The following is a 13,592-nucleotide window of genomic DNA, read 5'->3' on the forward strand; positions in this document are numbered from 1 at the left end:
TTAAATAGTGCCAGTGTCGTCAGATTGATTGCTATCAAGTGCTGTATCGATAGCCTCTAACCGGTAGCCCATCCCACGCACCGTATGAATCAGCTTTGCCTCATGGTCATCGTCTATCTTTATGCGCAGACGTCTTATCGCCACATCAATCACGTTCGTATCATTTTCAAAGTTCATATCCCATACTTGCGAGGCGATGACTGAGCGTGGAAGCACTTCACCTCGGCGCTCTAATAAAAACTGTAATAACGAGAACTCCTTTGCCGTAAGCTTAATAGGCTTCACTCCTCTATGCACCGTGCGCTTGGCAATGTCCATCTTGAGATCCGCTATTTGTATAATCGTACTTTGATAATCGGTTTGATTGGCACGTCGCAATAAGCTTTTTATTCTGACTACCAATTCTGCAAACGCAAACGGCTTGGTTAAATAATCATCGCCACCAATCTCAATCCCTTTTATCTTGTCACTCAAGTCATCTTTTGCCGTTAAAAATAGCACGGGAGTATGCTTACCTGCCGCTCGGTAATTACGCACCAGCTCAAAGCCACTAACATCCGGTAGCATGACATCCATCAGTATCACGCTAAACTCTTCTGTCATCAATGCGTGATAGCCATCTAGGCCTGTTAGATGATGATCCACAATAAACCCAGCTTCGGTTAAGCCCTTTTTTATATATTCGCCAAGTTTCAACTCATCTTCTACCAGCAGTACTTTCATTGTAATTCCTCAATACGGTCAAGATTGTCTAACGTTCTAACCAGCACAAGTGACAGCATTGATTGGTAGCTGACAAAGATGTCATGTGCTCGTAATCAAACTGTCAGTTTTATTTTGCTAATCTATATAAACGTTATATAGGTGCTCGTTTCCAATACCTAGCTACTATCCAATACTTAGCTACGATGAATTATTTTTATCGGTAATCAATGTAAACAACTTAAAAAAGAGGTTTTATATGAAAATTCACGGTTCATTCAAAAAAGTAGTATTGCTGTCGGTATCTGTACTTATCGGTACTACCACTGCCAATGCGCATACGACTGATCTAAGCACTTCAATCATCAATAACTGCGATGCTGTGACTGAGTTTGCAAAAAACTTGGATCATAACGATGCTCAGCTCTCAAATTCACAAATGAAAAGCTATATCGATGCGAGAGTGGCTTGTGAGATTGAACACAAAGATCAACATCTACAGTCTGAAAAATACTTCATCAACAAATATGGTAGCGATAAGTAACATCAGCTCTGATGTCATACTAAAGGATTACTGACAACATTAAAAACCATAAATAGTAAGATGACAGAATTGTAATCTTACCGTCATCTCTCTGTCAGAATCACTAAAGTATGCTTTAAAGTAACTTAATATCTTAAAGTCTTTTCGACTACATACCAAATCAAATAAGGATTTACCATGTCACTATTCAAATCAATGCAACTGCTCAAATCAATGTCACTGTCTAAATCGATCGTAGCAACAGCTATAGCATTGGTCGTTTCAACGTCAGCCTTGGCACACGATCCAAAGATGCATGCTGAAAAAGACCAAATGAATTGCGAAAAAATGGAAAAGCACATGCAGATGATGGGCAAAATGGATCATAGCAAAATGGATATGAACGATCCTGCTATGAAAGCCATGATGACTAACATGGACAAAATGAAAGCGATGTACCAGAAGCACTGTGTTGCTAGCAAAAGTGACTCTTAGACATTGATCTTATAGAAGTGGATCATAGAAATTTAATATTATTATTAGATGGTTTTGTCGAGCCGTAATTGGGTATTAATAAAATGGATTTTTAGGACAAACCTATGAAGTTTTTACTAGGAATACTGTTTACTGTCTTTGTCGCTATTGTGGGCATTTTTATGGTGGTGACCAGTGGTGTGATAAATGTCGGCGCTGATCAAGCCCATAGTCCGCTGGTTTACGATTTTTTAGAGACCGCTCGCAATCGTTCGATAGCAAATGCTAGTAAGGACATTGCAGTTCCAAACTTAGAAAAGACAGACATGATCAGCTCGGGCGGGGCAGACTACAAAGATATGTGTGCAGGCTGTCATTTGTCTCCTGAGGTAGAAAGCACTGATTTTAGTGCAAGTTTATATCCAAAGCCGCCCAGTTTTACCAATACTGAATTGGTTGAACGCTATAAAACAGAAGCAGGTGCTCAGCAAGCCTTTTGGGCCATTAAACATGGCATTATGGCGTCTGGCATGCCCGCTTGGGGCGCTACTCACGATGATGACAGGATATGGGCAATGGTCGCTTTTATTAGATCGTTACCTGACCTAAATGAAAACCAGTACACCATGCTAACGACTCGGTTAGACGATAGTATGTTGGATATGTCGTTTGATGGTGAGATGGATATGTCAGGTGATGGATCCGAAATGCAACATTGATTTTTTGTACAAAATGCAGTGCTCAATAGTGCTGCTTTTTGCGATTTGAGTTTTAAGCTTTGCTAGCACTATTTTGTCCAGTGCTATTTTATCCAGTGATGTGGCTTTAATTTTTATAATATTTAATCGTCAGACAGACGCTCGGGAGTGGTTTCATGAGACGCTATACTAATAGATTTATTAATGAACATAATCTGATATCTGGCCGTGTGCTCTCGGCGATCGTGGTATTGCCATTATCGTTAACGATTGCCGCTTGTAGTCAACCTAACTCCGCTGCTACTGACTCAGCACCAGCTACTGAGCCAACTATTGCTACGCACACGGAGCAACCAACAGCTGAAATGACACCTATCAGCGCTCCTTCAGATACACCATCAACTATCCTAAAAAAAATCTCAGCCACCGTCTACAAAGATGCTAATTGTGGCTGCTGCAAAGAATGGATCGGTTATGCCGAAGGTCATGGTCTAAACGCAACCGCACAGAATGTCGAAGACGTGTCCTTGTTCAAAGAGCGATACAGCGTACCGCAGCAAATGCGCTCATGCCATACCACCGTCACTACTGATGGCTACGTTTTCGAAGGTCATGTGCCTGCTAAGTATATGGCGCAGTTCCTAAAAAACCCGCCAAGTGATGCAATCGGACTTGCTGTACCGAGTATGCCAGTCGGTAGCCCAGGTATGGAATACCAAGATAAATTTATGCCCTATAAAGTGATGCAGCTTAACAAAGATGGCTCAACAGCTATTTATGCAACTATTGACACACCGCAGCAGCAAATCTAGCTTGGTTATCGTTTAAATAGCTTATAAAGCTCTATTAATAAGCGGCCAAAGGCATAGACTTAGCTGATAAATATAGACTCAACTCTCACTTTATGGATATAAATCAGGTGAATAATTATGAACAAAACTATGCTTAACCGCAGGCGTTTTTTGACAGGATCTTCTACCTTGTTAGGGGCATCCATGTTGTCCACCCTACCGTCTATTGCCAATAGTGCGCTCGGTAAAGGTCAACAAAACGTCGCCGTCAATAGTGACAAAGCCGACCATGTCGTACCCATCTTAACCGGTAATGAGTTTGACCTTTATGTCAGCAAAAAGCCGATTACCGTCAATGGCAAGTCGAGTATAGCGACACTGATTAATGACTCGCTACCAGCGCCAACGCTAAAGATGCAAGAGGGCGAGACTGTCACCATCCGTGTCCATAATCAGATGAATGAGTCGACCTCTATTCACTGGCATGGTCTGCTCGTACCTTTTGAGATGGATGGCGTACCAGGCATCAGCTTCGATGGTATTCCCGCGAACAGTACCTTTACTTATAAATTCAAACTTAAACAATCAGGCACCTATTGGTATCACTCACACAGTGGCTTTCAAGAACAAACCGGTATGCTGGGCGCTATTGTCATTGAGCCAAAAGGCCGTGAGCGTCACCCAGTCGCAGAAGACCATGTGATCGTGCTGAGTGATTGGACGCACCGCGATCCGCATAATTTGTTAAAGCTATTAAAGCAACGTGCTGACTTTGATAACTACCACTTGCCAGATTTCAAAAAGCTACTATCTGATATTGCCGCAACAGATTTAGAAGCCGCTTATGACAAGCGTAAAATGTGGAATCAGATGCGCATGATGCCAACGGATTTTACCGATCTATCTGGTGAAAAGACCTTTACGTACCTGATGAATGGTAAGACGACAGCCGCCAATTGGACGCAGTTAGTGAAAGCGGGACAGCCTGTTAAACTGCGCTTTATCAATGCCTCAGCACAAACCATCTTTGATGTGCGCATACCTAGTCTCAAAATGACTGTGGTGGCAACCGATGGTATCGACGTCGCACCAGTCCCGATTGATGATTTCCGCATTGGCGTGGCTGAGACCTATGATGTCATCGTCACGCCTACTCAAGATGCACATACGATATTTGCCCAAAATATCGATCGTTCAGGCTATGTCGCGACCACGCTTGCGACCAAAAAAGGTGCTCGTCCTGCGATACCTGCGATGGATCAGATCGAATGGCTGACCATGGCCGATATGATGGGTGCGATGGGTGATAAAGGCTACAAAGCAAAGCATGCCAAGACCGAATATGACTTTAAATCTGATATGCGTGTCGACAGTCCACGTATGAACCTTGATGATCCGGGTATCAACCTGCGCAATATCAATCGTGATGTGCTGAATTACAGTCAGCTGCGCTCTGTCGATGAGGCAATATTTGCGGAGCAGCGCAAGCCTACCCGAGAGATTGAGCTACATTTAACGGGTAACATGGAGCGTTATATTTGGGCTTTAGACGGGGTGATGTTTAAAGATGCGACGCCTGTCAATATTAAGCCGGGCGAGCGCGTGCGTATCACCTTAGTCAATGACACGATGATGAACCATCCTATGCATCTGCATGGAATGTGGAGTGACTTACGAACGCCATCCGGAGACTTTCAGGTACGTAAGCATACGATTGTGGTTCAGCCAGCGCAAAAGATTAGCTTTGATGTGACAGGAGAGGCTGGACGATGGGCTTGGCATTGCCATCTGCTATACCACATGGAAGCCGGCATGTTCAGAGAAGTTGCCGTCGTTTAACAAACTTTTGGATATGAGGCTTATTATGAAAACATCTAAGAAAAATCTGCCATTCATTGGTTTGTCATCGTTAGTTTTGTTCGCATCATCGCTTGCAACAGCTGCTGAAACGTCTCATATGGATCACAGCGGTATGGACATGTCTGGCATGGATCATAGCAGCATGGATATGTCTGGCATGGATCACAGCAGCATGGACATGTCTGGTATGGATCACAGCAGCATGGATATGTCTAGCATGGATCACAGCAGCATGGACATGTCTGATATGGATCATAGCAGTATGAACATGTCTGGCATGCAGGGTGGTGAACCACCAGCCGATGCTCGTAGTCCAGACTATTCAAATGGGGTTCCCTACGGGCAGTATGGTAAGCCAATGATGATGGGCAGCATGCCGTTATGGGGAGTGTCAGTAGACGACTTGGGCTATCAGTTTGATGACGATCAAATCAACTTCGAAGCGACGGGTTGGTACGGTACGGATAGTAATCGTATAAGGCTACGTACCGAAGGTAGTGCTCAGACCAAAGATGATAAAGAAATCGATAGCTTGAGCTCGCTCGCTTATTGGAAACCACTGAGTATCTTTTGGAACGGTGAGGCCGGTGTCGCTTACGATACTGAAAACGACAAATCTGCAGTGATGGCAGGTATTGTCGGTACCGCGCCGTATTTCATCGAAACGGACGCTAGGGCGTACTTATATACGGATGGTCAGATTCGTCTTGATTTGGGCGCAGAATACGAGTGGCGTTTGGATCAGCATTGGGTAGTTATACCGGAGGTGGGGTTGACTGCCTTTAGTAAAGATGACCATGATAATGACATTACCAAGGGCTTTAATGAGATGGAAACTGAGGTCAGGCTTACTTATGAGACATTCAGTCGCCAACTCGCGCCTTACATCGGTGTGAGTTATGAGACAGCGCTTGGCAAGGCTCGTGGTCAACGACGTCAACATAATGAATCGGTTGATAGCAGTAGTTTGACAACGGGGGTTAAATTCTGGTTTTAATATTATTAAAATAATAGGAGATATACTATGAATGCTTCAGATCAAAACAACATGAATCATCAACAGGGCATGAACCCTTATGTAAAGTTCACTCTGATGATCGTGACGTCTACGATTGTGATGTATATCATGATGTACTTCAATACCTACCAGTGGGATCACATTTACTTTAGTGAAACCAGGGCTTATATGGCGCTCTACATGGGTGCCGGTATGGCAGTCGTCATGTTGGCATTTATGACTAATATGTATAAGAAGACCAAGATTAACTTGATGATTTACGGTCTGAGCGTATTGATATTTGCTGTCGGCATTTGGGGCGTGAGATCGCAAGCAACGGTTAATCAAGTCGATTGGATGCAGGCCATGATACCGCATCACTCGATTGCTATTCTCACCAGTAGTCGTGCTGATATTGAAGATCCGCGTGTACAACAGCTTGCTGACGATATTATAAAAGCACAAAAGCGTGAAATTGATGAAATGAAGCAGTTGATTGATGAGCTGGAATAAAGGGTATTGATATCACTGTTTGAACCTTTACACATTGTCCTTAAGGAGTCGTTTTTATGAAACATGTGGCCAAGCAAGCGCATATCACAAGTAGTAAATACGACAAAGTGCCAGAAGGTTATAACGGTGCGGTCTATATTTGCCCAATGCATCCTAAAATCAGAGATGTTGAAGCTAGTGATTGCCCAATATGCGGTATGTTTCTTAAACCTGAAGATGAGGTTGCTGATTCAAACGATAACGATAACAATCATGCACATTGTCATGGAAGTGATACGGAAACTACCAGCACCGAAGTAAAATCTGTCAAAGGTGGCAAATACGACAAAGTGCCAGCTGATTATGATGGTACGGTCTATACTTGTCCTATGCATCCTGAAGTTAGAGATGTTGAAAACAGTGGCTGTCCTATTTGCGGCATGGCACTGGAGCCTGCAACGCTCACTATCGGTGAGGAAGACACTTCAGAGCTTGACGATATGCGCCGTCGTTTTTGGATCTGTACGGTACTTACTATTCCGCTATTTTTATATGCCATGAGCGATATGGTTGGAATAAGTTTAGACACTATTGGTCAGTATGATATCTCATCACAAGTCGCTCAGTGGGTACAATTGGCTTTAGCAACCCCAGTTGTTGTATGGGGTGCAGCGCCATTCTTTGTACGCGGTTGGCAGTCAATAAAAAGCCGCAATCTAAATATGTTTACCTTAATCGCCATAGGCATTGGCGCGGCCTATGGTTTTAGTATCGTAGCTACTTTCCTTCCCAGTATTTTCCCCGATAGCTTTAGAGACTCGGCTGGTCAGGTCGGTGTCTATTACGAAGCAGCCGCAGTTATCACCACTTTAGTCCTATTAGGACAAGTGTTAGAGCTGAAAGCCAGAAGTCAAACTTCAGGTGCGATTCGAGCATTACTTGAGTTAGCACCGCCAACAGCAAGACGCGTGGATGAAAACGATGCTGAGGTAGAAGTGCCTCTAGAAGAGGTCGTCAGTGGCGATAAGCTACGAGTCAAACCTGGTGAAAAACTCCCCGTAGATGGCACAGTCATTGAAGGTAGTAGTAATGTTGATGAATCGATGGTCACTGGTGAACCGCTTGCTATCTCTAAAGTGACAGGCGACTCTGTGACTGGAGGCACTGTAAATGGTACTGGTACCTTATTAATCGAAGCGGTCAATGTTGGTGATGACACGGTTTTGTCCAAAATCGTCAAAATGGTCGCCGAGGCTCAGCGTAGTCGTGCGCCAATACAAAAGATAGTCGATCAAGTAGCGGGTTGGTTTGTACCGATTGTTCTTATCTGTTCCGTCATCACCTTTATCGTTTGGGCGATCTTTGGTCCTGAACCAGCGATGACCTTTGCTTTAGTGAATGCTATCGCCGTATTGATCATAGCGTGTCCTTGTGCGCTTGGGCTTGCCACACCTATGTCCATTATGGTGGGGACGGGCCTAGGCGCCCAAAACGGCGTGCTTATCAAAAATGCTGAAGCGCTTGAGAGTATGGAGAAAGTCGACACCATCGTCGTTGATAAGACTGGCACATTGACCGCAGGTAAACCTGAGTTAACCGCAATCGATGCGATGGCAGGTCAAAATGAGGATGAACTGCTAGCATTAGTTGCCGCAGTAGAAAGTGCTAGCGAACATCCTTTAGCAGAAGCTATCGTTAGAGCTGCTGAGGACAAATCACTGACTATTCCCAAAGCCCATGACTTCAATTCAACGACTGGTGAAGGCGTGCAAGCTATCGTCAATGGCAAGCAAATCGCTATTGGCAACTCAAAACTGATGCAAAGCTTAAACAGTTTTGATAGTGAATTGTCGAGCAAAGCTGATATCCGCAGAAAAGACGGTGAAACGGTGATGTTTATTGCTATCGATGACAAAGCCGCGGGTCTGGTCTCAGTGGCTGATCCAATCAAGCCAAGCACTTCCGATGCTATAAAACTTCTACATGACGCAGGGCTAAAAGTAGTCATGCTAACGGGTGATAATGAAAAAACTGCTCAAGCAGTCGCTAATAGATTAGGCATTGATGAGGTACACGCTGATGTATCACCAGAAGATAAGAACCGCATTGTCAAAGAGATGCAAAACAGTGGCAGAATAGTGGCTATGGCAGGGGACGGGATTAATGATGCTCCTGCACTGGCGCAGGCTAATGTAGGTATTGCTATGGGTACAGGTACCGATGTGGCGATGGAAAGTGCAAGCGTCACTCTCGTTAAAGGAGATCTGATGGGTATTGCAAAAGCCCATAAGTTGAGCCACTCAACCATGCAAAACATTAGGCAGAACCTGTTTTTTGCCTTTATCTACAACACCATTGGAGTACCGATTGCTGCTGGTATTCTTTATCCTACTTTTGGACTGCTGCTTAGTCCTATGATAGCAGCGGCTGCGATGAGCTTATCGTCAGTATCAGTTATTGGCAATGCTCTAAGATTGCGTCGCTTAGATTTGTGATACTAACAGATTGCTAAGGCGCCGTTGTAGGCATTGGTTTTACGGAAATTTCAAAATAAGGAGGGCATTATGGGTAGTTTTTCTATTACGCATTGGCTAATTTTATTAGTGGTAGTGGTTGTCGTATTTGGTACTGCCAAGCTTAAAAATGCAGGTAAAGATTTGGGCGGTGCGGTAAAGGGATTTAAAGAAGCAGTCAAAGACGAAGAGGTTGAGATGTTACGAAAGAATTGAGGGCTAAAATATTAAAGTAGCATGCGATTGGTAAGTAGTGACTTAAATAGGTATGTAGGCATTTAGATGGAAGATATGAAAATAAGACCAGTTACCACTGGTGATTAGCTCAAACTCCGATATTAAGAAAGTCACCTAAATAATTTTAAAGATAATAAGTTTTTGGTAAGCTATAATATAGTAGAACCTCAATAAAATTGATACAGCATAGGAAACGCGCTCGATTAAATGCTACTTTTCTTGCTTGCTGTGACTGCGTCTCCAGAGGCTGCGAAAAATAGCGTTTAATCTTGCTATACCATTTTTATAATGGTTTCACTATATCAGCGGCTAGCGATGACTCTGCACTCAAGATTTTATCTCTTATATCACCAAAACTACAAAACAAGATTTATAGCGATTAACGATATCATTGGGCATATCTAGCTTGATTATAATGAGGAGCGATCAGCAAAGGACTGCTTTGCAGCGACGCAAGACAAGAGCTGTGCTCGTAGTGGGACTAGAATTAAAATAAGTGTGGCCTGACCTTTACCATCAGACTGCGTAAGCAAAATATTTATTCGCTTATTTGTATCAGTACCAGTAAAATGCGAGACTGTTTTCTACACGAGTTTATGAGTAACCAATGATACGTTTAACTGAAATTAAATTGCCATTAAATCATGCACCTGAAGATCTAACGACTGCTATAACGACAAAACTTAAAATTTCTGCTGAGCAAATGGCGTCATTTGTGATGTTTAAACGTGGTTATGATGCTCGTAATAAAAGAAATATCCAATTAATTTATACGCTAGACATCATACTGACCGACTCAGATTTGGCCAATGATTTACTGGTGCAATTTGAGTCAGACAACCATGTTAAACCAACGCCAGATACCAGCTACAAGTATGTAGGTGAAGCGCCAAAAGAGTTAACTGAGCGTCCTGTTGTTATTGGTTTTGGACCTTGTGGTTTATTAGCAGGACTTACTCTTGCTCAAATGGGTTTTAAACCTATTATCATTGAACGTGGTAATGAAGTAAGACAGCGCACCAAAGACACCTTTGGCTTTTGGCGTCAGCGTAAATTAAACACAGAATCAAACGTACAATTCGGTGAAGGCGGCGCGGGTACCTTCTCCGACGGTAAATTATATAGCCAAGTGAAAGATCCAAATCATTATGGCCGTAAAGTAATGACAGAATTTGTAAAAGCTGGCGCACCAGAGGAGATTTTATTTGTTAGTAAACCGCACATAGGCACTTATAAGTTAGTCAGCATGGTAGAAAAAATGCGTGCCCAGATCATAGAGCTTGGCGGTGAAATCCGTTTTGCTACTCGCGTAGACGACTTACATATAACTGACTCAAAAATAACTGGGGTAACGCTTAATAATGGCGAAACCTTAAAAACTAACCATGTTATTCTTGCTGTTGGTCATAGTGCCCGAGACACTTTTGAGATGATCCATGATAAAGGCGTGTATGTTGAAGCAAAACCTTTCTCAATTGGCTTTAGGATTGAACATAAGCAGTCAACCATAGATAAAGCACGCTTTGGCGACAATGCTGGAAACGAAATACTTGGCGCTGCGGATTACAAATTGGTTCATCACTGCAAAAACGGTCGTTCTGTTTATAGCTTCTGTATGTGTCCAGGCGGAACCGTTGTTGCCGCCGCATCAGAAGAAGGCCGTGTAGTCACTAACGGCATGAGCCAATATTCAAGAAACGAGCGCAACGCCAACAGTGCTATTGTTGTAGGTATCGACCCAGAGCGAGATTACCCAAATCACCCTCTTGCCGGTATCGACTTACAAAGACAACTAGAGACTTTAGCGTTTGAATTAGGCGGCAAAGACTACAGTGCACCAGCGCAAACCATTGGTGATTTCTTAAAAGGTAAACCAAATTCAGAATTAGGCGATGTAAAACCCTCCTACACACCGGGCATTACCTTAACCGACTTAAGCAAAGCACTACCAGACTTTGCCGTAGATGCCATACGGGAGGCCATTCCAGCATTCAATAAAAAAATACAAGGATTTTCATCTGATGACGGTTTGCTAACTGGCGTAGAAACCAGAACATCGTCACCAATAAGTATAAAACGCAATAAAGACTTTCAAAGCATTAATACCAAAGGCTTATTCCCTGCAGGCGAAGGCGCTGGCTACGCAGGTGGCATATTGTCAGCAGGGATTGATGGCATTAAAGTAGCCGAAGCTGTGGCGAAATCGATGTTGAATATAGAGTAAGAGTGGCTTTAGGCAAACCACAATATTAACCCTATTACCCAGATAAAAATATGTGATCGAAAAAGCCTTTCAAGCTATTAAGTATAAAGCTTGAAAGGCTTTTTTTATTTTGAAGATGGAGAATCATTCTCATGCTTTCAATAAGTTTGGACATCCTAAAAGCATGAGCTGATTAGGTTAATAAGCGATGCCGGATATTTTATGTTTTGACGATATGCTGTACGAAAATACATCGTAATTTATGCAATGTTATGATGCGATAAGAAATAAAAAAGCCTCATAACCAAAAGGTTATGAGGCTTTAAAATAAGCTAAAAATACAATGATTGGTGCGCCCACAGGGACTCGAACCCCGATCGATCGCTTAGGAGGCAACTGCTCTATCCTGTTGAGCTATAGGCGCATTATGGAGTGCCATTGTAGGAAAAAGCAGTCATAAAAGCAATCAACAAAAGACAAATAGAGACAATTTATCATTTATCTCCATTGCTAAGAGCATCAGCGACATCTACTGGATTATCGCCTGATGCTTTTTTTGCCCGTGATGTTGGTTGAAACAAGTCGTTTACGCTATTCTCATAACCATTAATATTATAATAATCGTATTTCTCTAAAATACCTTGGCCCGTACTTGAGAGTAAGAAGTTGCGAAAACTAACGGCAACCATACGGTCTGTCAAAATAACGCCTTCGAGTTCTTGCTTATCCTTCAAGGCATAATTAAAGGAGGTTAGTGTACGTGCCTCTTTATTATCGTTCTCGGCAGTTGCCTGTTCACTATTAGCATTTTCACTATCAGTATTTTCGCTATTGGTTTCATCCTCTGTAATAACTGTATTGGCGTTTGCCTTACTCTGGTTATCTTGGTGTTGAGACGCTGTCAGCTTTGCTTGTAGTTGCGCGAGACGTTCTGCCGATAGCCTATCATTTGCGATAATGACGTCTGTACTAAAAGCGGCGTCGCTGTCGTTGTTAGCATTGATATCATTATCTGATAAGGTTAAAAGTGTGTTTGGTGGCACATAGCTTGCTAACACTTGAATATGAGGATAACGAGATTCAAAACTGACAATGATATCGTCCAATGGCACTTGCAGGCTTTTTGCTGCACGGACATACAGGATGCTATCAGGCACAGCTTTGGCAGTCTTATCGCCTTTGGCAGCGGCAGATTCATTCTCACTTGCCATGATAGGTAGCGGATCTATACTTTTACGATTGTGGGTCCACAACCATGCAATCAGAGCGATAAAAATTGCTAGCAGCAATAAAATTAGCCCAGCCAGTAGCAGCTTGTAGTCTTTCATATATTACCGCTCTTTTATTAATGGATTCAGTTCAAAATTTACATAAGACACTATAGGTGATATATGGCTTGAGTCAAAGCTTTTGATCGAGTATTTCATTGGTTAACTCTGTCAACATCTCTGCAAACACATCTGTATTCACAAAAGAAGACATAGACGCTGGAGTTTTATTCTCAGTACGGTTATTACCGGGCGATGCAGGCTGGCTATCAATCGCTTTTGTATAAGCTATTGCTTGATGTGCAGCCAATGGCGACTGACCGATCATAAGCTTGTCTTTTAGCCATTTAAACCCATGCGCCTCCCACCACGCTTCAAAACGCGATAAGGTGCTACCACGCACTGCAACAGGCAAATCTAATGTACGTAATTTTTGTGCCAACACAGGATCGCTGATGGCTTGGTGAATGCTCAGATAAAGGGAGCTACTATCGTCAGTATAAGGACGTCTGTTTTGCCATGATTTATCATCGATTTTCATACGCGGTAATTGCCATAGCTCACCACGATAGTAAACAACGTATAAACGCTGTTTCGGATGAACAAAGACGGCATCAATAGGACGCAAAGGCATAATGTTAAATCATCTCGTGATAATGGATATTAGGTCTAGATAAGGTATAGAAAATAACTTAAAAGAGCGGCAATGTATATTTTATTATCATAATTATAAGCAGTGCCACAAAACGACATTAGATGTCGCAAGATAGTATAATGCTGATATCTATACTGGTAAACATCGAACATCAGTGGCACACTGACAGAGCATATACG

Annotated in this window: 12 protein-coding genes, 1 tRNA gene and 1 pseudogene; 10 read left to right on the forward strand and 4 right to left on the reverse strand. The window is 42.7% G+C overall.

The genetic code is table 11. The features are described from left to right. Positions 1–723 carry a heavy metal response regulator transcription factor gene (locus BTW00_RS08840; RefSeq protein WP_075107096.1) on the reverse strand — a complete coding sequence of 241 codons (723 nt, stop codon included), beginning with the start codon at positions 721–723 and terminating at the stop codon, positions 1–3. A 238-nt stretch (positions 724–961) separates the two neighbouring features. Here BTW00_RS08840 and BTW00_RS08845 point away from each other — a divergent pair, with 238 nt between their 5' ends. The 10 genes and pseudogenes from BTW00_RS08845 to BTW00_RS08890 all read left to right on the forward strand — a co-directional run bounded on the left by BTW00_RS08845 (position 962) and on the right by BTW00_RS08890 (position 11,511). Then, positions 962–1,246 (forward strand): hypothetical protein, encoded by a 285-nt coding sequence (locus BTW00_RS08845; RefSeq protein ID WP_075107097.1) that lies wholly within the window; start codon positions 962–964, stop codon positions 1,244–1,246. Positions 1,247–1,423: 177 nt separating this feature from the next. Continuing rightward, positions 1,424–1,720, forward strand: coding sequence for a hypothetical protein (locus BTW00_RS08850; RefSeq protein ID WP_075107098.1), 297 nt, complete (start codon positions 1,424–1,426; stop codon positions 1,718–1,720). Between the two features lie 104 nt (positions 1,721–1,824). Further along, entirely contained in the window at positions 1,825–2,418 is a 594-nt protein-coding gene (locus BTW00_RS08855) for a cytochrome c (protein ID WP_075107099.1), read from the forward strand. 155 nt (positions 2,419–2,573) lie between these two features. Next, the gene (locus BTW00_RS08860) at positions 2,574–3,209 is read left to right on the forward strand and encodes a DUF411 domain-containing protein (protein WP_075107100.1); all 636 of its coding nucleotides are present in this window, start codon (positions 2,574–2,576) and stop codon (positions 3,207–3,209) included. Between the two features lie 117 nt (positions 3,210–3,326). After that, complete coding sequence (locus BTW00_RS08865; protein WP_075107101.1) at positions 3,327–5,027, forward strand: copper resistance system multicopper oxidase; 1,701 nt, start codon at positions 3,327–3,329, stop codon at positions 5,025–5,027. Positions 5,028–5,052: 25 nt separating this feature from the next. Further along, positions 5,053–6,045, forward strand: a complete 993-nt coding sequence (locus BTW00_RS08870) for a copper resistance protein B (RefSeq protein WP_075107102.1) — start codon at positions 5,053–5,055, stop codon at positions 6,043–6,045. A 27-nt stretch (positions 6,046–6,072) separates the two neighbouring features. Beyond that, a complete protein-coding gene (locus tag BTW00_RS08875; RefSeq protein ID WP_075107103.1) occupies positions 6,073–6,558 on the forward strand; it encodes a DUF305 domain-containing protein in 486 nt (161 codons plus the stop codon). A 56-nt stretch (positions 6,559–6,614) separates the two neighbouring features. Continuing rightward, positions 6,615–9,032 (forward strand): copper-translocating P-type ATPase, encoded by a 2,418-nt coding sequence (locus BTW00_RS08880; protein ID WP_075107104.1) that lies wholly within the window; start codon positions 6,615–6,617, stop codon positions 9,030–9,032. Positions 9,033–9,101: 69 nt separating this feature from the next. Next, positions 9,102–9,263, forward strand: a pseudogene (gene tatA, locus BTW00_RS14265) (Sec-independent protein translocase subunit TatA); the annotation flags it as partial. Between the two features lie 631 nt (positions 9,264–9,894). After that, complete coding sequence (locus BTW00_RS08890) at positions 9,895–11,511, forward strand: NAD(P)/FAD-dependent oxidoreductase (RefSeq protein ID WP_075107105.1); 1,617 nt, start codon at positions 9,895–9,897, stop codon at positions 11,509–11,511. 327 nt (positions 11,512–11,838) lie between these two features. On the opposite strand, the gene BTW00_RS08895 is transcribed toward BTW00_RS08890, so the two are convergent. The 3 genes from BTW00_RS08895 to BTW00_RS08905 all read right to left on the reverse strand — a co-directional run bounded on the left by BTW00_RS08895 (position 11,839) and on the right by BTW00_RS08905 (position 13,392). Then, positions 11,839–11,914: transfer RNA gene (locus BTW00_RS08895), tRNA-Arg, on the reverse strand. A 70-nt stretch (positions 11,915–11,984) separates the two neighbouring features. After that, positions 11,985–12,818 carry a hypothetical protein gene (locus tag BTW00_RS08900; protein WP_075107106.1) on the reverse strand — a complete coding sequence of 278 codons (834 nt, stop codon included), beginning with the start codon at positions 12,816–12,818 and terminating at the stop codon, positions 11,985–11,987. A gap of 73 nt (positions 12,819–12,891) precedes the next feature. After that, positions 12,892–13,392: a hypothetical protein gene (locus BTW00_RS08905; protein ID WP_075107107.1), complete on the reverse strand. Its 501-nt coding sequence runs from the start codon at positions 13,390–13,392 to the stop codon at positions 12,892–12,894. Between the last annotated feature and the right edge of the window lie 200 nt (positions 13,393–13,592).

It is taken from the genome of Psychrobacter sp. C 20.9 (assembly GCF_001921765.1).
Classification (GTDB): domain Bacteria; phylum Pseudomonadota; class Gammaproteobacteria; order Pseudomonadales; family Moraxellaceae; genus Psychrobacter; species Psychrobacter piscatorii_B.

Coding starts and splice junctions, on each gene's coding strand:
- BTW00_RS08900 (WP_075107106.1), bottom strand. CDS start 12,818: ATGAAAGACTACAAGCTGCTACTGGCTGGGCTAATTTTATTGCTGCTA.
- BTW00_RS08860 (WP_075107100.1), top strand. CDS start 2,574: ATGAGACGCTATACTAATAGATTTATTAATGAACATAATCTGATATCT.
- BTW00_RS08840 (WP_075107096.1), bottom strand. CDS start 723: ATGAAAGTACTGCTGGTAGAAGATGAGTTGAAACTTGGCGAATATATA.
- BTW00_RS08850 (WP_075107098.1), top strand. CDS start 1,424: ATGTCACTATTCAAATCAATGCAACTGCTCAAATCAATGTCACTGTCT.
- BTW00_RS08870 (WP_075107102.1), top strand. CDS start 5,053: ATGAAAACATCTAAGAAAAATCTGCCATTCATTGGTTTGTCATCGTTA.
- BTW00_RS08890 (WP_075107105.1), top strand. CDS start 9,895: ATGATACGTTTAACTGAAATTAAATTGCCATTAAATCATGCACCTGAA.
- BTW00_RS08875 (WP_075107103.1), top strand. CDS start 6,073: ATGAATGCTTCAGATCAAAACAACATGAATCATCAACAGGGCATGAAC.
- BTW00_RS08855 (WP_075107099.1), top strand. CDS start 1,825: ATGAAGTTTTTACTAGGAATACTGTTTACTGTCTTTGTCGCTATTGTG.
- BTW00_RS08845 (WP_075107097.1), top strand. CDS start 962: ATGAAAATTCACGGTTCATTCAAAAAAGTAGTATTGCTGTCGGTATCT.
- BTW00_RS08905 (WP_075107107.1), bottom strand. CDS start 13,392: ATGCCTTTGCGTCCTATTGATGCCGTCTTTGTTCATCCGAAACAGCGT.
- BTW00_RS08865 (WP_075107101.1), top strand. CDS start 3,327: ATGAACAAAACTATGCTTAACCGCAGGCGTTTTTTGACAGGATCTTCT.
- BTW00_RS08880 (WP_075107104.1), top strand. CDS start 6,615: ATGAAACATGTGGCCAAGCAAGCGCATATCACAAGTAGTAAATACGAC.